The sequence below is a fragment of the Aeromonas sp. Y293-4 genome (genome assembly GCF_027705905.1).
Lineage (GTDB): Bacteria > Pseudomonadota > Gammaproteobacteria > Enterobacterales > Aeromonadaceae > Aeromonas > Aeromonas veronii.
Genome location: NZ_JAPDCI010000007.1, coordinates 155,712 through 174,746, shown reverse-complemented (window position 1 = coordinate 174,746; position 19,035 = coordinate 155,712). Strand labels below are relative to the sequence as shown.

Here is a 19,035-nt window from a genome sequence, read left to right as displayed (position 1 = left end):
TGTGAGTCATGAAAAAAGTCATTACCGTGTGCCCCTATTGCGGCACCGGTTGCAAAATCAACCTGCTGGTTGAAAACGACAAGGTGGTGGGGGCCGAAGGCGCCAACGGCCGGACCAACGAGGGGCAGCTCTGCCTCAAGGGCTATTACGGTTGGGATTTCCTGAACGACACCAACCTGCTGACCCCCCGTCTCAAGAGCCCGATGATCCGCCGCGAGCGCGGTGGCAAGTTCGAGGCAGTCTCCTGGGACGAAGCGATCGAGTTCGCCAGCAGCCGTCTCTCTGCCATCAAGGCGAAATATGGCCCGGACGCCATCATGACCACCGGCTCTGCCCGTGGCCCCGGCAATGAAGCCAACTATGTGATGCAGAAATTTGCCCGTGCGGTGATTGGGACGAACAACGTCGACCACTGCGCGAGGGTGTGACACGCACCCTCAGTCTCCGGTCTGGAGACAACTGTAGGCAACGGCGCCATGAGCAACGCCATTCCCGAAATTCAAGAGACCAAGTGCCTGCTGGTGTTTGGTTACAACGCTGCTGACTCTCACCCCATCGTCGCTCGCCATATCCTCAAGGCGAAGGCAAACGGGGCCAAGGTGATTGTGTGTGATCCCCGCATGGTGGAGACCGCCCGTATCGCCGATCAGTGGCTGCCGCTCAAAAACGGTTCCAACATGGCGCTGGTTAACGCCTTCGCCAACGTGTTGATCAATGAAGGGCTCTACAACAAGGCATTTGTCGCCAACTACACCGAAGGGTTCGAGACCTTCAAGGCGACGGTGGCCAAGTACACCCCGGAATATGTGGAGGGGATCACTGGCCTCAAAGCTGCCGATATCCGCGCCGCCATTCGCACCTATGCCGAGTCGCCTGCTTCCATGATCCTGTGGGGCATGGGGGTGACCCAGTACGGGCAGGCAGTGGATGTGGTCAAAGGGCTCGCGGGTCTGGCGCTGCTGACCGGCAACTTCGGTCGTCGCGGCACCGGCTGTGGGCCGGTACGTGGTCAGAACAACGTGCAGGGCACCTGTGACATGGGGATGCTGCCACACCAGTTCCCGGGTTATCAGTCGGTGGCCGATCCCGCCATCAGCGCCAAGTTTGCCAAGGCGTGGGGCGTGGCGTCGCTCTCCCAAAAGCCCGGCTATCGCCTGACGGAGCTTGGCCACAAGGTGGAGGAGGGCAAGTGCAAGGCCTTCTACATCTTCGGTGAAGATCCGGCTCAGACCGAAGCTGATTTGGGTCAGTTCCGCCGCACTCTGGCGGGGATGGAGCTGGTGATCGTGCAGGATATCTTCATGACCCAGACCGCCGAGATGGCCGACGTCATTCTGCCCGCCACCAGCTGGGGCGAGCACGAAGGGGTCTACAGCTCGGCAGATCGCGGCTTCCAGCGCTTCTACAAGGCGGTGACGCCCCCCGAGAACGTGAAGCCGGACTGGGCGATCTTCTCGCTGATGGCGACCGCCATGGGTTATCCCATGGAGTACCACAACACCGAAGAGATCTGGGACGAGATGCGTGCGCTCTGCCCGCTCTATGCCGGGGTCAGCTACGACAAGATGGCCGATCTCAAGAGCGTGCAGTGGCCTTGCCCGACCGAGGATCACCCGGGCACCAGCACCCTGTTCGAGGGGAATGTGTTCACCACCCCGAGCGGCAAGGGTCAGCTGATTGCCTCCGAGTGGCGGCCGCCGCTGGAGCAGCCCTGTGCCGAGTACCCGCTGGTGCTCTCCACCGTGCGCGAGGTAGGTCACTACTCCTGCCGCTCCATGACCGGCAACTGCTCGGCGCTGCAGACCCTGGCCGATGAGCCGGGCTATGTGCAGATCCACCCGAGCGATGCCAAAAAGCTCGGGGTGAAGGATCAGGCGCTGGTCTGGATCTCGTCGCGCCGTGGCAAGGTGATCACCCGGGCCAACTACAACGACCGGGTCAACGCCGGGGTGGTCTACATGACCTACCAGTGGTGGATCGGAGCCTGCAACGAGCTCACCATCGAGCACGTCGATCCCGTCTCCCACACGCCGGAGTACAAGTACTGCGCGGTTAAGATCGAGCGCATCGACAATCAGCCTGAGGCGGAAGTGTACGTCCAGACTGAATACAGCGCGCTCAAGGCGAAATTGCGCAGCGCAGCCAAAGGCTGACCCGCCCTAAAAAAGGACGTTCTGCACAAATAAGGGAACCCGACTCGGATTTATCGAGTCGGGCACCCTTTTATTACCCAAAAACAGGGGATAAATGATGCAACATGAAATTGGTCGCTTATTCGGACTTTTCTATATTGGCACCTATCTGGCGGCGATATTGCTGGGAATAGGTTGCTATATTTGGCGCGACGAGATGATATTTCTGCTGGGCTTTGGCTTTTTCGGCTGTTTTATGGCGGCACGGCTCGCCATGAGCAGCGTATTTTCTGCCTTGAGTATTTCCAGTGCCTGGCTGATCGGGTTTATCTCCACCACCTTGATCAACGGCCTGCTGCTGGGGGCGATCACCCTGCTGATCTATCTCACGCACCAGAGCGTCACCGCCGAGCTTGCCGACAACGCCAGCTGGCTGCTGATGGCCTTCCAGAGCCTGTCAGCCCTCTTTATCTTCGGTGGCCTGAAGTGCTGCCACAGCCGGATCATCACTTCGTAAATTGCCGATGGATGGGCAGCAAACGCCATCTCGAAACCCGCAGCCAGTGAAGCAGGCAGCGAAGAGGAGAGGCAGATCTGACAGTTGACGGCGGCCCACTTTTCGGGCGCCTTAATTGAGATCAAGAACTGATGAAATAACCGGTTAAATATGGCCATCAGATATATTAAATCGGATTGTAATGAAATTTGAGCTCATCTATGATGAGTCGCCATTCCAATATATCCCCCGATAACGATGTTACTTTTTGTTGTCGTTCGTTAATAACAACTCTGGAATTGCAACATGCGACAATTTTCGTCACCGCTTTTCTTATTGGCAGCCGCTTTTACGGGCTGCGGCTATTTATTTTGGTGACGAGTGCTTGTCGTGATGCGATGGCATGGACAGCCTGACTGGTGACTAAATCGATATAACGTGAGGCCGCAATGCTAAATGTGAGTGCCATCCCCCTGGACGAGATCTCTCCCATCTGGGACGACGGTTTCCTCCTGCTCTCCAAATCCCTCCTGTCGGCCGTGACGCTCGATGATTTTATCCACAAACTCAACAAGATAGATGCCAGCTTCGGCGGCGTAACCCGGGTCAACCTGATCCTCAACATGGGTGCGGACGAGGAGGCCATCTTCTACTTCATGGGACATTCCGGCCCAAAGCATCTGGTCTGCCCCAAGGCAGAGCTGCACCTCTCCCCCCGTCCTACCAAAGAGACCCCGGAACAGGCCATCATTCTCGCTGCCGCCCGCTTTGAGAATCGCTGCCCGGCTCTGGATCGCGAAGGGGTCTACGGGGGGCTGCGCTCCTACTGCCAGCTCCCCATCACAACCGCCCGCAGCCACCTGGGTGGGGTCGAGTTTATCAACACCCAGCTCGACAGCTTCACCATGGAGACACTCGCCAAGCTGACCCAGCTGGCGGCCATTATCGCCATTGCGCTGGAGAACGTGCTCGACAAGGAGCGCACTCTGGAGCAGGCCAACTCCCTGCGCCTTGAGCGCGACAGCTGCAAAATTCTGGTGGATGTGACCAACGCGGTGATCAAACTGGTGCGCATCGCCGAACTGCCCAAGAGCCTGTTTGCCATCCTGCACCACCACTTCGGCATCAGCAGCTTGTGTCTGGCCGAATACAACGCCACCTCCGACAGCTTCAAGAGCTATCTGGTCAATCAGCACCAGAGCGAGCAGCCGGGCATCATCGATCACTCCTGTTTTGAAAAGAAGTGCCTGCAGGGGGCCCTTGGCCATAGCGAGCCGTTTTTTGTCTATCGCGAGCACGGTCACGGCTGCAGCAATCGCTGCCGCTTTACCTCCCAGATCCTGCCCCCCGAGGCTGACAGCTCCTGCATTTTGCCGCTGCGCTATCGGGGCAACCTGCTGGGGGTGTTGATCCTCTCGCACCCCAACGCCGACTTTTTTGCCGATATCGATATCTCCTTGCTGGAGCAGGTGGCGGCGCGTACGGCCATTGCCATGAACAACGTGCAGGCCCAGCAGGAGATCTCCAACACCAACGGCGCCAAAGAGAAGACCATTCGCATCAACGAGCCGCAGATGCAGGGGGAGTTCCCCCACATCATCTACCAGAGCGCGGTGATGGAGAGCGTGCTGGAGAAGGTGCGGCTGGTGGCCGAGAGCGACAGTACCGTGCTGATCCTCGGCGAGACCGGCACCGGCAAGGAGCTGATCGCCCAGGCCATTCACGCCCTGAGTGCCCGCCACGACCACGAGATGGTAAAGGTGAACTGCGCCGCCATTCCAACCGGCCTTATCGAGAGCGATCTCTTTGGCCACGAGAAGGGGGCCTTTACCGGCGCCCTGACCCAGCGGATCGGCCGCTTCGAGCGGGCCCACAAGGGCACCCTGTTCCTCGATGAAGTGGGGGATATGCCGCTGGACTTGCAGCCCAAACTCTTGCGGGTATTGCAGGAGCACGAGCTGGAGCGGGTGGGCAACAGCAACCCCATCGCAGTGGATGTGCGGCTGGTGGCCGCCACCAACTGCGATCTGCTCTCCATGGTCAAGAACAAGCGCTTTCGAAGCGATCTCTACTACCGCCTGAACGTCTTTCCCATCGAGCTGCCGCCGCTGCGGGAGCGGCGCGAGGATATTCCGCTCTTGGTCAATTTCTTTATCAAGAAGATTGCGAAGCGGATGCGCCGCACCATCACCTCGATCCCCGCCGATGCCATGAAAATGCTGGTGTCACTCCCCTGGTACGGCAATATCCGCGAGCTGGAGAACGTTATCGAGCGCGCCGTGGTAATGACCCGCGGCCATGTGCTCAACCTCTCGCCCGATGAGCTGATGCCCCTCAAGGGCTACCACAAGATTGAGACCCTGGTCTATGACGAGCCCGCCACGCCGCTCTTTGCCGAGGAGGGGCCGATTGATGAGCGTGAGGCGATCATCGCTGCCCTGCGTGACTGCAACGGCATCGTCGCAGGTGAACGGGGGGCGGCCAACCGCCTTGGCATGAAGCGCACCACCTTGCTATCCAAAATGAAGCGGCTCGGCATTTCGGCCAGAGATCCCGAGATCATTGACGGGGTCGCACCATGAGAGAGCTACTTGAGCTTGAGGCGCGTGACGAGCTTAGCGAGCAGAGAGAACAGAACGAACTGGCCCGCTGCGCTATCCATCGCGAGGTGGTGCACTACCGCGCCGATGCACTGACCTGCGACAGCGAAATGGCGCTCCCCTCCGAGACGCCGGTGGCGCTGGTCTACAACGGCATCGCCCACAGCGTGATGATGTGTTCGGCCTCCGATCTGGAGGATTTTGCCATCGGCTTTTCGCTATCCGAGGGGATCATCGACAGCCTGCTCGATATCCACGACATCGAGCAGATTGACGGCTGTCAGGGGATTGAGCTGCATATCACCCTGGCCAATCGCTGCGTCCATCGCCTCAAAGAGAAGCGGCGCACGCTGGCGGGCCGTACCGGTTGCGGCATCTGCGGCAGCGAGAGTCTGGAGCAGGTGATCCGCACCCAGCCAAGCTTGCCCGATAGTCAGCGCCTGGCGGTGGGCCATATCGACAAGGTATTGACCGCGCTGCGCCCGCTCCAGCTGCTGGGCCAGCGCACCGGCGCCACCCATGCGGCTGTGCATCTGGATGGTGAGGGCAATATTCTCGCCATCCGCGAGGATGTGGGGCGCCATATTGCGCTGGACAAGCTGGTGGGCCATCTGTGCCGCACGGGTCGGCGGGATGGCGCCATTCTGGTGACCAGCCGCGCCAGCTTCGAGATGGTGCAAAAGTGCGCCAGCGCCGGGGTGGAGATCCTGCTCGCCATCTCCGCCGCCACCGAGCTTGCGGTCGAGCGGGCCGAGCAGACCGGGCTCACCCTGGTGGGCTTTTGCCGCCCCGGGCGAGCCGAGATCTACAGCGGCTGTCAGCGTATCCTGCTCAAGTAATGGCAAGGCCGCAAACCCGCTAAACGGCTCATAAAAACAGGCAATAAAAAAGGGCGGGGAGTGTGACTCCCCGCCCTTGTTGTATCTGCTGCTGTGGCGGATTAGCGCGCCAGCAGAATGCGCAGCATGCGACGCAGCGGTTCGGCGGCGCCCCACAGCAGCTGGTCACCCACGGTAAAGGCGGCCAGATACTCCGGGCCCATATTGAGTTTACGCAGACGCCCGACCGGAATGCTGAGGGTGCCGGTGACGGCCGCCGGAGTCAACTCGCGGGCGGTGATATCGCGATCGTTGGGGATCACTTTCACCCAGTCGTTGTGGGCAGCCAGCAGCGCTTCGATCTCCGCCAGCGGCACATCTTTCTTCAGCTTGATGGTGAACGCCTGGCTGTGGCAGCGCAGGGCGCCGATCCGCACGCACAAACCATCCACCGGAATCACAGCGTTTTCGATACCCAAAATCTTGTTGGTCTCGGCCTGACCCTTCCACTCTTCGCGGCTCTGGCCGTTGTCGAGCTTGGTGTCGATCCAGGGGATAAGGCCACCGGCCAGCGGCACGCCGAAGTTGTCCACCGGCAGGGTGCCGGAGCGGGTTTTTTCGGTGATCTTGCGCTCGATGTCAAGGATGGCGGAGGCAGGATCGGCGAGCTCATCGGCCACTTCATCACGCAGCATCCCCATCTGGGTGACCAGTTCGCGCATATGGCGGGCACCGCCACCGGAGGCGGCCTGATAGGTGGCGACACTGACCCACTCCACCAGATCGGCCTTGAACAGGCCGCCGAGGGCCAGCAGCATCAGGCTGACGGTGCAGTTGCCGCCGACGAAGGTCTTGATGCCATCGTTCAGCGCCTGTTCAATCACGTCGCCGTTGACCGGATCCAGAATGATGACGGCGTCTTTCTCCATCCGCAGGGAGGAGGCGGCGTCAATCCAGTAACCCTGCCAGCCGGCGGCTTTCAGGCGTGGATAGACATCCTTGGTGTAGTCGCCGCCTTGCGCGGTGATGATGATATCCTGCTTGGCCAGCGCCTCGATATCAAAAGCGTCCTGCAGGGTGCCGGCACCGACGCCGAAGTGGGGAGCGGCCTCACCGGCCTGGGAGGTGGTGAAGAATGTGGGTTGAATATGGGCGAAATCCTGCTCTTCCTGCATCCGGCTCATCAGAACCGATCCCACCATGCCACGCCAACCGACCAAACCTACTTTTTTCATATTGTCCTACCCTGGATTGCTGCTAAAGAAACTCGCGGTGACACCCGTAACCCCTTGTCTGGCGACGCCTGTTTACAAGCGGTTTACAGGCCATTTAAAAAATATGCGCTGCGAAAAATGCGTCTATCCACATTACGGATTGTGACGGCTTGCGCAAGTCGAATTGCGCAATATTCTGTACCGTTTGCTGCATTAACCGGCAGCCAGAGCACCGCTCAGGCAGACGGGGAGGGAGAAGGTCAACATCAGACGAAAAGGCCACCGTTTATGGCGGTGGCCTGTCAATAATACGGATGAGGGCGTCCTCTGCTGCTGTCTGGGGGCGCAGTTGTCGAGTGAAACAGCCTGACCTGTTATGCGCTTAGCCGTAACGGGCGAGGGTCAACCCCTCATCGCTGATGGCGGGCTCGCTGCCGCTGATGAGATCGCACAACAGCTGACCCGAACCGGCCGCCATGGTCCAGCCCAGGGTGCCGTGGCCGGTATTGAGCCAGAGACCGGGAATGGGGCTCGGCCCCACCAGTGGGGTGCCGTCCGGCGTCATGGGGCGTAGGCCGGTCCAGAATTCAGCCTTGCTGATATCGCCCCCTTCGGGAAAGAGATCGCCCACCACCATCGCCAGAGTGTCGTGGCGTCTGGGGTTGAGAGCGAGGTTGTAGCCCGACAGCTCCGCCATGCCGCCGACCCGGATCCGCTCGTCAAAACGGGTGATGGCCACCTTGTAGGTTTCGTCGAGCACGGTGCTGCGCGGGGCGGCCTCGGCGTTGATCATCGGCAGGGTGAGGGAGTAGCCCTTGACCGGATAGACCGGCAGCTCCAGCCCGAGCGGGCGCAGCAGCGGCCGCAAAAAGCCGGTGGCATAGCTGCCAAGCGCACAGACGATGGCATCGGCGCGATAGCGCTGCTCGCCCGCCCGCACCGCCACGGCGCGGCCGCGGGCTTGCTCAATCTCGTCGATGTCGCAGTTGAAGACGAACTTGACCCCGAGCTTCTCGGCTTCAAGGGCAAGGGCCTTGGTGAAGCGGAAGCAGTCGCCGGTCTCGTCGCCGGGCAGACGCAAGCCGCCAACGATTTTGCCGCGTACCCGCGCCAGCGCAGGCTCTGCCGCTTCGCAGCCGCTGGCATCCAGCGACTGGTAGGGGACGCCATACTCCTCCAGCACCTCGATATCGCGCTGACTGGCATCGAGCTGGGATTGGCTGCGAAACAGCTGCAGGGTGCCGAGCTGGCGCCCTTCGTAATCGATGTTCAGCTCGTCGCGCAGCAGCTTCATGCAGTCGCGGCTGTATTCGGCCAGACGCACCATGCGCCCCTTGTTGGTGGCATAGGCGGTCGGGGTGCAGTTGGCGAGCATTCTGAGCATCCAGCGAAGCTGGAAGGGGTCGGCGGTGGGGCGCACGGTGAAGGGGGCATGCTTTTGCAGCATCCACTTGGCGGCCTTGAGGGGAATGCCGGGGGCCGCCCAGGGGGCTGCATAGCCCGGGGATATCTGCCCGGCGTTGGCATGGCTGGTTTCAAGGGCGACGCCCCCTTGTCGCTCGAGCAAGGTCACCTTGTGGCCCGCTTTGGCCAGATACCAGGCGCTGGTTACCCCTATCACGCCGCCACCGAGAACCACTATCTCCATATCGTCTTTCCTTGACTGATCTCCTGATGTGGCCACCACCATAATCAGCCGCCACAGGATATTCAACCGCTCTGCGCAGGATTGGGATCTCCGTCTGCTTGCCTGTCACAGGCTGGTGTTTGGTGCGATGACGCGCCTGATTGCCAGCGTAAATTGCTGCGCTGTTGTCAGGGGCAGTGTCAGGGGGGATGGCCCGCTTACAACTGCTCCAGCTTGATCAGGTAGAGCTCCGCCGTTGCCAGAATGGCCTGCTGCTGCGCTGCCGGTTGGCCATCCCAGTTGGCATAGGGGAGGGCGAGGCGGGGATTGCCGCCCAGTTTGTCCCGGTTGCGCCAGAGAAAGTGCCAGTAGAGGTTGTTGAAGGGGCAGCTCCCGTCGCCGTGGCGGGCTTTCACCTGATAGTGGCACCCCTTGCAGTAGTGGCCCATCCGCTCGAGATAGGCGCCGCTGCTGGCGTAGGGCTTGCTGCCCATCAGGCCGCCATCGGCAAACTGGCTCATGCCGCGGGTGTTGGGCAGCTCCACCCACTCGATGGCATCCACATAGATACCGAGATACCAGTCATCCACCTCGTCAGGATCGATCCCCGCCAGCAGGGCAAAGTTGCCGGTCACCATCAGCCGCTGGATATGGTGGGCGTAACCGTGCTCAAGAGACTGGCGAATGGCGTGGCGCACGCAGGCCATGTCTGTTTCTCCATTCCAGAAGAAACCCGGCAGCGGCCGGTTGGCCTCGAGAAAATTGGCCTGCTGGTAGTCGGGCATCTTCTCCCAGTAAAGGGCACGGACAAACTCGCGCCAGCCGAGGATCTGGCGGATAAAACCCTCCACCTGCGCCAACGTGATGGTTGCCTGATTGGCCTGCCAGTGGGTCTCGGCGGCGCGGATCACCTCAAGCGGATGAAGCATCTTGCTGTTGAGGGAAAAGGACAGACGGCTGTGAAACAGACTCCAGCCCCGCTCGCTCAGGGCATCCTGATAGCGGCCAAAGTGGGGCAGGCAGTGGGTGAGAAAATGGGCGAGCAGCTCACGACTCTGGCGCCTTGTGATGGGCCACGGCAGTTGGCTGGCATCTGCCTCGCCGATGGTGCTGACCCCGTGGCGGGTCAGCATGGCATCAATCTCGCTCACCTCATTGGCAAAGGTGAGGGGTTCCGGGATCGGCTGACGCTCCGGCAGCTTGGCGCGATTCTCGTCATCAAAGTTCCAGCGCCCGCCAAGGGGTTGGCCGCGCTCATCGAGCAGCACTTGGTATTGCTTTCGCAGGGCGCGGTAGAAGAACTCCATCCGGCTGTGGGGGTAGCGCTGCCAGCCATCGCGGGGGGTGAGAAAATGCTCGCTCTCCACCTCGGTGCCAGGGATGACAAGACCCGCCGCCCAGCTTTTCAACTGGCTGGCGAGGCGCCACTCGTCCGGGCTCTGCCAGGCAAACCTGCTGGCCTGATGTGCTTCGAGCTGAGCCTCCAGCAAGCTGGGCAAATCGGGCCAGCGGGCGCTCTCATCCAGGGGCAGGTAACAGACGCGGTGGCCCGCTTGGGTGAGGGCTGCTGCGAAGGCGCGCATGGCGGCAAAGAAGGCCAGCACCTTCTGGCGATGGTGGCGGCAGTAGTCGGTCTCCTGGCGCAGCTCCGCCATCAGATAACAGACAGCTGGATCCGGCGTGCGAAACCAGCTGTGACCGGCATTCAGCTGATCGCCGAGCACGAGGCGCAGCTCCATCAGACTGGCTCCCCGTTATGTGGATGGCTGCTATGACGAGCGTAGCGACAGCGCTCACTGCAGTAGCGCACTGCTTCCCAAATTTTTGCCCACTTGCGCCGCCAACTGAAGGGGCGCTGGCAGACGGGGCAGATCTTCTCGGGGAGATGGGGTTTGCGATGCATGATGGCTTCCGGCCCTGGCTGATGGGGGATGTGGCGTGTAGGTAGGGAGAATAACGAACCGGGGGCGCGGGCGGATCAACCTCACTGCCGGTTTGCCGCGCAGACGCCCACTTTGTGAGCGGGCGCACAGCCCGTCGGTGCACCCCTTGTTTGCAAATTAACCAGCCGTTAACGTGGCGAGGTTGCCTGTTGGCAGCATCCATCAATGGATCTTGTTGGCCACCGACTGTCTACAACCGATATGGAGGGGAGTGATGCCAATCATGACAGCTACGCCCCAGGCAGCTTGCCTGCTCGCCCACTGGTATACCCGGGATCCCATTCTCACCTTCGACTTTCCTCACCGCTGATTGGCGGCACCCGCCGTTTGAATTTGTCAGCCGGACGACCCTGATCGCCCCGGCCTCTTTACCAATCCCGATTTCAAACACACTGGCCCCGCGCCGGTGAGGAGTCTTTTATGCGTCGTATACCCGAGCCGTTTCGTATCAAGATGGTCGAGCCCATCAAACAGACCACTGGCGCCGAGCGCCGCACCGCCCTCGAGGCCGCTGGCTGGAACCCCTTCCTGCTGCTGGCCGAAGATGTCTATATCGATCTGCTGACCGACAGCGGCACCGGTGCCATGTCCGACCGCCAGTGGGCCGGCATCATGATGGGGGATGAGGCCTATGCGGGCAGCCGCAACTTCGTCGAGCTGGAGCGCGCGGTGCGCGACATTTTTGGCTACCAGCATGTGATGCCCACTCACCAGGGGCGCGGGGCGGAGCAGATCCTCTTCCCCGAGCTGGTCAAGCGCTGCAAGGGCAAGGCACCGGTCTTTATCTCCAACTACCACTTCGACACCACCAAGGCCCATGTGGAGTTGGCTGGCGCGCGGGCCATCAACCTGCTCATCCCGAAGGCCCTCGACACCACGGCCCCTTATGCCTGGAAGGGGGATTTTGATCTTCCTCGCCTGACCGATACCATCGAGACCCTGGGGTCCGACAACGTGGCCGGTATCATCATCACGGTCACCTGCAACAGCGCCGGTGGTCAGCCGGTATCCATGGCCAATATGGAGGCGGTTTCCGAACTGGCCCGTCGCCACCATATTCCGCTGGTGATCGACGCCGCCCGCTTTGCCGAGAACGCCTGGTTTATCAAGGAACGGGATCCGGCCTATGCCAAGCACAGTATCAAGGAGATAGTGCGCCAGATGTTCGCACTGGGGGACATCTTCACCATGTCGGCCAAGAAGGATGGGCTGGTCAATATCGGCGGACTCTGCTGCTTCAAGGAAGATCTCGACCTGTTTCGCGCGGTGCAGGTGCGCTGCGTGGCGATGGAGGGATTCGTCACCTATGGCGGCCTCGCCGGGCGGGATATGGCGGCGCTCGCCATCGGCCTGCGCGAGGGGATGGATGAGGAGTATCTCACCTATCGCATCAGTCAGGTGGCCTATCTCGGCGAGCGGCTGGCCGAGGCGGGGATCCCGATCCAGACCCCCACCGGCGGTCATGCGATCTTTGTGGATGCCAAGAAGCTGCTGCCCCATATTCCGGCCGAGCAGTTTCCGGCCCATGCGCTCGCCTGCGAGCTCTATCTGGAGGGGGGCGTGCGCGGGGTGGAGATTGGCTCCCTGCTGCTGGGGCGCGATCCCGCCACCGGCAAGCAGGAGGCGGCGGATTTTGAGCTGTTGCGTCTCACCATTCCGCGCCGGGTCTACACCCGGGATCACATGGACTATGTGGCCGACTGCCTGATCGCGGTGAAAGCGCGGGCCAGCGACATTCGCGGGCTCACCTTCGACTACGAGCCGCCGCTGCTGCGCCACTTCACTGCGCGGCTGAAACCGGTCTGATCAGCAACCGGTCAGACGGGGTGATCAACCGCGCCAAACCGTGCAGATCACTAGCCGCCCCCGGTTAAACGGCCAAGTAAAAAAGCCCCCGCACCAAGGTGCGGGGGCTTTCGTTTATCGACGCAAGCCGGGTCAGACCGCCTGATACTCCAGCTCGACGGAGCCCAGTGCCTTGAGGGTGGACTGGGCGGAGTCACGCTGGCTGATCTGGCCGTTTTTGTTCTCCAGCAGCACGGCGCGGCGGATGGTGGCGAGATCTTCGCCATTAAGCACTGCATGGGCGCAGGCCATCTGCATCGGCGGCAGGCTGGGGTTGAAGGCGGCGTTCTCGGCGTAGCGGCCAGAGAAGATGCGGCCATCGGCAAACTGCAGCGCCACCGCGGCATAGCCCTGGCTGTAGGGGGCGTAGCTTTGACGGGCGGCGGCCAGCGCGGCCTGCCACAGCGGGTCTTCGCTTTGAAGCTGAAGCTCGGCGTGATCCTGCGGGCTCATCAGCGCATCCGTGATGTCGAGGTCCGCCGGGCCAAACGAGTGGGGCAGGAAGGATTGCAGGGCGCTCAGGTCATCGGGCAGAGAGACTTTCAGGATCTTGGCGGTGCTCAGCTCGTTCATGAACTGACGGCAGTGACCGCAAGGGGTGTAGTTGACGGTGATTTCGCTGATCCCGGTCTCGCCACCCAGCCAGGCGTTGGAGATAGCGGACTGCTCGGCGTGAACCGAGTGGAACAGACCTTGCCCAGCAAACTCCATGTTGGCACCGAAGTACCAGGTGCCGCTAAGGCCACAGGCGATGGCACCGACGTAAAACTTGGAGATGGGTGCCACCGAGCAGGCAGCGGCCAGCGGCAACAGGGCGAGGCGCAGGGCGCGATCATCGAGACCTGTGGCGGCTTTCAGGGTGGCGACTTGCTCCGGCGTGAAGCGGGCGTTGAAGTCGGCACTATCCAGCATGGGCTGCACGGCTGCTTTGAGCGGTGCAGAGAGAGTATCGAATGGCTTGGCAAAACGGGGATGCATAGTGTGTCCTCAAAGGCCAATTGGGCGGCCATTGTAGGGAGCAAGCTCGGGTAAATGTGTGAGCAGGCTCACGCCCTGATGGGCAAACGGAGGGGGATGGTAATGGAAACGTTTGTCTTGTGCAAATTGTGCGGCAGGTCGCACCCCGAGAGGCCAGCAGGCCCCTCGGAATGGTCAACAGGTGGTCAATGGGGTGATCAGATCAGCCAGTGATAGATGGCAAACAGCAGCGGCGCGACGGCAGCGGTGAGGATCCCGCACACCACCATGGCGAGCGAGGCAAAGGCGCCCTGGGTGATCCCCTTCTCGGCGGAGGTGGCGGTGCCGATGGCGTGGGCACAGGCCCCCATCGCGAGCCCTTGCGCTTCCGGATCGGTCACTTTGAGCAATCTGAGCAGCGGGTAGCCGATCAGGGCACCGATAATCCCCACCACCACCACCACGGCGGCCGCGATGGCGGGAATGCCGCCGATGGACTGGCTGACGCTCATGGCGAGCGGGGTGGTGATGGATTTGGTGGCCAATGAGGCGAGCAGCGCCGGATCTGTGCCCATAAAATGACCGATCAGCAGGGTTGTGCACACCGAGATCAAGACGGAGGCGAGGGTACAGATTAGGATGGGCTTGAGTTTGGCCTGGATCTGGCGCGCCTGTTGATAGAGCGGCAGCGCCAGCGCCACTACGGCGGGTTCCAGCAGCATGGTAATGGGGCTGCTGCCGCGCTCGTACTGCTCAAGGGGCAGATCAAACCAGAGCAGCAGGCCGATGATCACCGCGGTCGGCACCAGCACAGGGTTGATGATGGGCCAGGGCAGGCGGCGATAGAGGGCGCGGGTGGCGAAATAGAGCGCCAGGGTCAGAGGGATCGCTAGCCAGAAGATCATTTGTTCATCCTCTGGTAGAGCCGACCGACGGTGGCGAGGATCAGCACGATCCCGAGCACGATGCAGAGCATGATGACGCCGAAGGATTGGCGCAGGGGCTCTAGCCAGGCCACCAGTCCGACTGCAACCGGCACGAACAAAACGCCCATGTGGCGCAGCAGCAAGCCTGCCCCCAGCTCGACCCAATGCAGCTTGATCAGTTGCAGGGAGAGCAGCACAAACAGCAACAGCATGCCGATGATGCTGCCGGGAAAGGCGAAAGGCAGGATGGCTGCCACGGATTTGCCTGCCAGCAGGCAGGCGACGATGACCATAAAGTCACGAAAGTACAGCAAGGCGCGTTGCGCGATCACGTGAACCTCATCGACTGGGAAGAAAAATCGCAGTTTACCAGAGAGGCCGGGTCGCGGCATTAAAACAATAACAACTGAAATCAGTTCGTTTGAAGCTGATTTGTATGCAGATTATCTGTTGAACATCGTCTGATAGAACCCTTTTCGAACTACAAGGAGTAGTGATGACATCCCTCTTGTCCCGAGTTCGCCAGCTGGCGAACGATAATGCGTTGCCACCCCATCTGCTGCAAACCCGTCAGTGGGAAGGGCCTTTGTGCCGGGTGCGACTCGACAACACCGGTTCTGATGCCACCCCTGTTGAGCGCTGGGTGCTGTTTGACGGCAAGCTTGGCCTGCCGGTGGAGAGCGCCATCTATGGCGAAGGATTCCAGATGCTGGCCCAGACCATGGGTAGCTGGCAATCACCGCAACATGTCGGCCGTTGTCCCGATGCCAGCGTTTATCGCATCACTGATGACAATGACTATCACACCATTCACAACCTGTTGCTGGTGGAGCATGGCAAGGGGTGGCTGCTGCTCGCCTTTGCCAGCTGCCACCGTTTTGGCGGGGAGTTTCGTCTCTATCCCGATGGCCGCTTGCAGATCCTGATGAACTGCGAAGGGCGAACACTCGCGGTCGGTGAGTACTGGCAGAGCGAGGCGCTGATCTGCCTCGAAGGGGCGGAGCGCGAGGATCTGCTGGCTGAGCTGGCACGGCTGATCGAGGTCGAGCATGGCTCGCTGATCGGCAAGGTGAGTGAGCGCCCGAGCGGCTGGTGCTCCTGGTATCACTACTACGCCGAGGTGAGCGCTGCCGATATTCGCGAGAACCTGCAGGTGCGTGCCGAGCGTTTCCCGGCCCTGCGTTATGTGCAGATCGACGACGGCTATCAGGCCAAAATGGGCGACTGGCTCACCCCGTCGGCCAAGTTCGAGCAAGGTGTTGCTTCATTGGCTGCGGAGATCAAACAGGCTGGCTGCGAGCCCGCTCTCTGGCTCGCCCCTTTTATTGCCGAACCCGGTTCACAGGTGTTTCAGGATCACCCCGACTGGTTTGTGAAGGGGGATGACGGTCTGCCGTTGCCCTCCGAGCGGGTCACCTATGGCGGCTGGCGCTGCACCCCCTGGTATGTGCTGGACGGCACCCACCCCGAGGTGCAAGCGCACCTTGAGCAGGTGTTTCGTACCCTGCGCGAGCAGTGGGGCATCCACTACTTCAAGCTCGATGCCAACTTCTGGGGCGCCATCCACGGTGGCCGTTTCCACGATCCGGCCGCCACCCGGGTTGAGGCCTATCGGCGCGGCATGGCGGCCATTCTGCGTGGTGCTGGTGAAGGCGCTTTCCTGCTCGGTTGCAATGCCCCCATCTGGCCAAGCCTTGGGCTGGTGCACGGCATGCGGGTGAGTGACGATGTGGAGCGCAATGGCCACCGCTATCGCCAGATCGCCCGTGAAGCCTTCTGCCGCGCCTGGCAGAACGACAAACTCTGGGCCCTCGACCCCGACTGCATCTGTCTGCGGGATCTGCCGACCCAGCAGGCCAGCAAGGCTGAATACAGCTTCCATCTGGCAGCGCTGGTGGCGAGCGGCGGCATGATGCTGGCCGGTGATCGACTGCAGGATCTCGATGAGGAGCAGGCGGTGCAACTGCGCAAGCTGCTGGGTCTTTGTGCTGCTCGTGCACCCTCTGCCCGTTTCGAGTCGATGGACTTTGCCTGCGGCGAAGTAAGCCTGCCCGAGGGTGGTACTCTGCTCTGCCTGTTCAACTGGGAGGGGCAACCACAGGAGTTTCTGCTGCCGGAAGGGGGAACCGATTTTTGGCAGGGGCAGGCAGTCGGCACAACCGTGACCCTGCAAGGGGGCGAGGGGCGGGTGATCCACTACACCTGATCACAGCCTCACCATAAACAATTCAGGCTCCATCATGGAGCCTGAATTGTTTCAATTAGCGGTTATCAGTCACGTTTTTCAGTAACGCCACTCAAAACCAACGGCGTATTTGGCAGAGCCATAGCCCGGGATATCACTGCCGGAGGCGATCGCCTTGAGGGTTAGCAACGGGGTGATGGGCACCCCCAGACCAAAACCGATGGCCAGCTGATCATTGGGGTTCCCCATCAGATCGACCCGCATCACCCGATAAAGGGACATATCCTCGCTCAGGTGCATATAGGCTTGCGAAGCGCGGTTATAGACCTGACCAAACACCTCCAGCTGGAAACCTGACTGGGCGCTGATGGCCAGCGGTACCCCGACAAACTTGTAGAGATGCGAGCCGTTGAAGTAGCTGTTGGTGATCAGGGGCGTGAAATCAGTCTGCTGATAAAGGGAATTGAAGTTCTGTTCTACGATGCGATAGGTCTGCTCTGGCAGGCGAGCAAGATAGTCCGGCACATCGAACCGGTATGCGGCGTTGGCTGCCAGCGGCAGCAGGGCCAGTAATCCGAGCAGTGCGTGGTGACGAGGCATCAGCAAATGGCTTCCGTTCGGCCAAAAAGATCTCTTGCTTGGGAGACATCCGCTCAGGATGTTGCAAGATATTGGTTTTTGGGGAAATCCCCTTCGTCATTATGACCTGAAGAAGGGGACGGGCGGGAAGGATTTATTGTGAAACTACTCACAACTCATAAATCTTCCAGATAGTGGTAGAGACTCTTAAGAATCGCAAAGTTCCGTTCGTTACTCTGGTTCTGCTCGGCCAGCGCCTCGAGACGGGGCACGTAGTCCGGCAGACGGCGGCTGAAGTAGTCGCTGCAGTGCAGGCGCCAGCGTTTCTGCTCCGCTTCGCTCAAGGTGTGCGGCCAGTTGCGGGCGCGGTAGCGAAACAGCATCTCCGGCAGCCGGGCGTCGGTAAAGGCGAACTCCCGCTCACCCAGCAGATCCGCGGGGGTGGCACGCACCAGATCCATGGTGGACTTGTCGCCATGGCCAAAGAATCCGGCGTAGAGCTGGGTATCGGGGTCGCTCTCATTGTTGCCGGCGAACTCCTGATTGAACACCTCCACCAGTTTTTCCCGTACCTCGGGGTGGGCGCGCAGCAGATCCAGGCTCTTGCGGCACTGCTCCCGATCGATGCCGAGCTCGTCGGCGCGCTCCGCGGTCAGGGTGGCGGCCGGCGCCAGTACCGGGCACTTGTTGATGTGTACCAGTTTGACCGGAATGCCCGCCAGATCCCCCAGCTCCTCTTTCTTGGTGTAGAGGCGCTCGCGGATCTCCTCGCTCGTGAGCTCGATAAGCGGGGTGGGGTCGCGGGTCAGGTCCACCATGATCACCGCGTTCTGGTTGGTGGGGTGCCAGGCAAGTGGCGAGACCCAGCTTGCACAACCCTGCCAGGGGGAGAACATGCCGGAGACGTGCACCAGCGGCTTCATGGTCACCACGTCAATCAGCGCCTTCACCTTGTTTTTGTTACGCAGATCAAAGAGATAACCAAACAGCTTGGGTTGGGCTTTTTTCACCAGCTTGGCCATCTCGATGGTGGCCAGCACGTCCGAGAGTGCATCGTGAGCATTGGCGTGGGCGACGCCGTTGGCGACCGTCAGCTTCTCCAGCCGGAAACTCGGCTTGCCTTCATCGTCAAAGGCCCACTCTATCCCCTCCGGACGCAGGGCATAGCAGGCCCGCAGCATGTCGAGAATATCCCAGCGGGAGTTGCCATTCTGCCAACTGTAGGCATAGGGATCATAGAAGTTGCGATAGAGGGTGTAGCGGGTCACTTCATCATCGAAGCGGATGCTGTTGTAGCCCAGCACACAGGTATTCGGCGTGGCGAATTGCTCGTGGATCTGGCGAATGAAATCCGCCTCGCACAGCCCATCCTTCATCGCCTTTTGTGGCGTGATACCGGTAATGAGGCACGCCTCCGGATCTGGCAGGTAATCTGCCGGAGGCTTGCAATAGATGACCAGCGGCTCGCCAATGAGGTTGAAATCCGCATCGGTACGAATACCGGCAAACTGCGACGGCCTGTCCTTGGCGGGGCTGATGCCGAAGGTTTCGTAGTCGTGGAAATAGAATGTTGGCTCGTTGCCCGCGTGTGCTGTTTTGCTCATGTTGCTCGAGATGAGGTATCCGATGACGGCGGCTAGCGCCTGGGTGGGCGGTGCCAGGCACCACAATTGTGTGCATGGTAAACCATAGCGCAGGCAGAACGAAGGGCGA

15 protein-coding genes are annotated in these 19,035 nt (G+C 60.8%); 6 read left to right on the top strand and 9 right to left on the bottom strand.

Annotation, left to right across the window (positions count from 1 at the left end; genetic code table 11):
- Positions 1-8 precede the first annotated feature (8 nt).
- The 4 genes from fdhF (at position 9) to fdhD (ending at position 6,067) form a co-directional block, all read left to right on the top strand.
- Positions 9-2,153, top strand: a complete 2,145-nt coding sequence (gene fdhF / locus OKC31_RS10275) for a formate dehydrogenase subunit alpha (protein ID WP_080771385.1) — start codon at positions 9-11, stop codon at positions 2,151-2,153.
- Positions 2,154-2,349: 196 nt separating this feature from the next.
- On the top strand, positions 2,350-2,649 hold the full coding sequence (locus OKC31_RS10270; protein ID WP_270656915.1) for a hypothetical protein: 300 nt from the start codon (positions 2,350-2,352) through the stop codon (positions 2,647-2,649).
- A gap of 428 nt (positions 2,650-3,077) precedes the next feature.
- Positions 3,078-5,210: a sigma 54-interacting transcriptional regulator gene (locus OKC31_RS10265; RefSeq protein WP_005360246.1), complete on the top strand. Its 2,133-nt coding sequence runs from the start codon at positions 3,078-3,080 to the stop codon at positions 5,208-5,210.
- Positions 5,207-6,067, top strand: a complete 861-nt coding sequence (gene fdhD, locus OKC31_RS10260) for a formate dehydrogenase accessory sulfurtransferase FdhD (RefSeq protein WP_270656914.1) — start codon at positions 5,207-5,209, stop codon at positions 6,065-6,067. The genes OKC31_RS10265 and fdhD overlap by 4 nt, the downstream gene beginning before the upstream one ends.
- A gap of 101 nt (positions 6,068-6,168) precedes the next feature.
- Here the strand turns inward: fdhD and asd are convergent, their stop codons facing one another.
- From asd to OKC31_RS10240, 4 genes are all read right to left on the bottom strand, one after another.
- Positions 6,169-7,281: an aspartate-semialdehyde dehydrogenase gene (gene asd / locus OKC31_RS10255; protein WP_270656912.1), complete on the bottom strand. Its 1,113-nt coding sequence runs from the start codon at positions 7,279-7,281 to the stop codon at positions 6,169-6,171.
- A 361-nt stretch (positions 7,282-7,642) separates the two neighbouring features.
- Positions 7,643-8,950: a D-amino acid dehydrogenase gene (locus OKC31_RS10250; protein WP_324255549.1), complete on the bottom strand. Its 1,308-nt coding sequence runs from the start codon at positions 8,948-8,950 to the stop codon at positions 7,643-7,645.
- 155 nt (positions 8,951-9,105) lie between these two features.
- Positions 9,106-10,626, bottom strand: coding sequence for a cryptochrome/photolyase family protein (locus tag OKC31_RS10245; protein ID WP_270656911.1), 1,521 nt, complete (start codon positions 10,624-10,626; stop codon positions 9,106-9,108).
- Positions 10,626-10,790: a DUF2256 domain-containing protein gene (locus tag OKC31_RS10240; RefSeq protein WP_270656910.1), complete on the bottom strand. Its 165-nt coding sequence runs from the start codon at positions 10,788-10,790 to the stop codon at positions 10,626-10,628. The genes OKC31_RS10245 and OKC31_RS10240 overlap by 1 nt, the downstream gene beginning before the upstream one ends.
- A 460-nt stretch (positions 10,791-11,250) precedes the next feature.
- Here OKC31_RS10240 and OKC31_RS10235 point away from each other — a divergent pair, with 460 nt between their 5' ends.
- The gene (locus tag OKC31_RS10235; protein ID WP_270656909.1) at positions 11,251-12,636 is read left to right on the top strand and encodes a tryptophanase; all 1,386 of its coding nucleotides are present in this window, start codon (positions 11,251-11,253) and stop codon (positions 12,634-12,636) included.
- 132 nt (positions 12,637-12,768) lie between these two features.
- Here the strand turns inward: OKC31_RS10235 and cdd are convergent, their stop codons facing one another.
- From cdd to OKC31_RS10220, 3 genes are all read right to left on the bottom strand, one after another.
- Complete coding sequence (gene cdd, locus OKC31_RS10230) at positions 12,769-13,653, bottom strand: cytidine deaminase (RefSeq protein WP_115522309.1); 885 nt, start codon at positions 13,651-13,653, stop codon at positions 12,769-12,771.
- Between the two features lie 197 nt (positions 13,654-13,850).
- Positions 13,851-14,537 carry an LrgB family protein gene (locus OKC31_RS10225; RefSeq protein WP_270656907.1) on the bottom strand — a complete coding sequence of 229 codons (687 nt, stop codon included), beginning with the start codon at positions 14,535-14,537 and terminating at the stop codon, positions 13,851-13,853.
- A complete protein-coding gene (locus OKC31_RS10220; RefSeq protein ID WP_005333279.1) occupies positions 14,534-14,890 on the bottom strand; it encodes a CidA/LrgA family protein in 357 nt (118 codons plus the stop codon). The genes OKC31_RS10225 and OKC31_RS10220 overlap by 4 nt, the downstream gene beginning before the upstream one ends.
- 164 nt (positions 14,891-15,054) lie before the next feature.
- Between OKC31_RS10220 and OKC31_RS10215 the strand changes: the two genes are divergently transcribed.
- On the top strand, positions 15,055-16,764 hold the full coding sequence (locus tag OKC31_RS10215) for a glycoside hydrolase family 36 protein (RefSeq protein WP_270656906.1): 1,710 nt from the start codon (positions 15,055-15,057) through the stop codon (positions 16,762-16,764).
- Between the two features lie 78 nt (positions 16,765-16,842).
- Here the strand turns inward: OKC31_RS10215 and OKC31_RS10210 are convergent, their stop codons facing one another.
- Together OKC31_RS10210 and sbcB are read right to left on the bottom strand one after the other, a co-directional pair.
- Complete coding sequence (locus OKC31_RS10210; protein WP_005333277.1) at positions 16,843-17,343, bottom strand: hypothetical protein; 501 nt, start codon at positions 17,341-17,343, stop codon at positions 16,843-16,845.
- 155 nt (positions 17,344-17,498) lie between these two features.
- Entirely contained in the window at positions 17,499-18,926 is a 1,428-nt protein-coding gene (sbcB, locus tag OKC31_RS10205) for an exodeoxyribonuclease I (RefSeq protein WP_270656905.1), read from the bottom strand.
- Between the last annotated feature and the right edge of the window lie 109 nt (positions 18,927-19,035).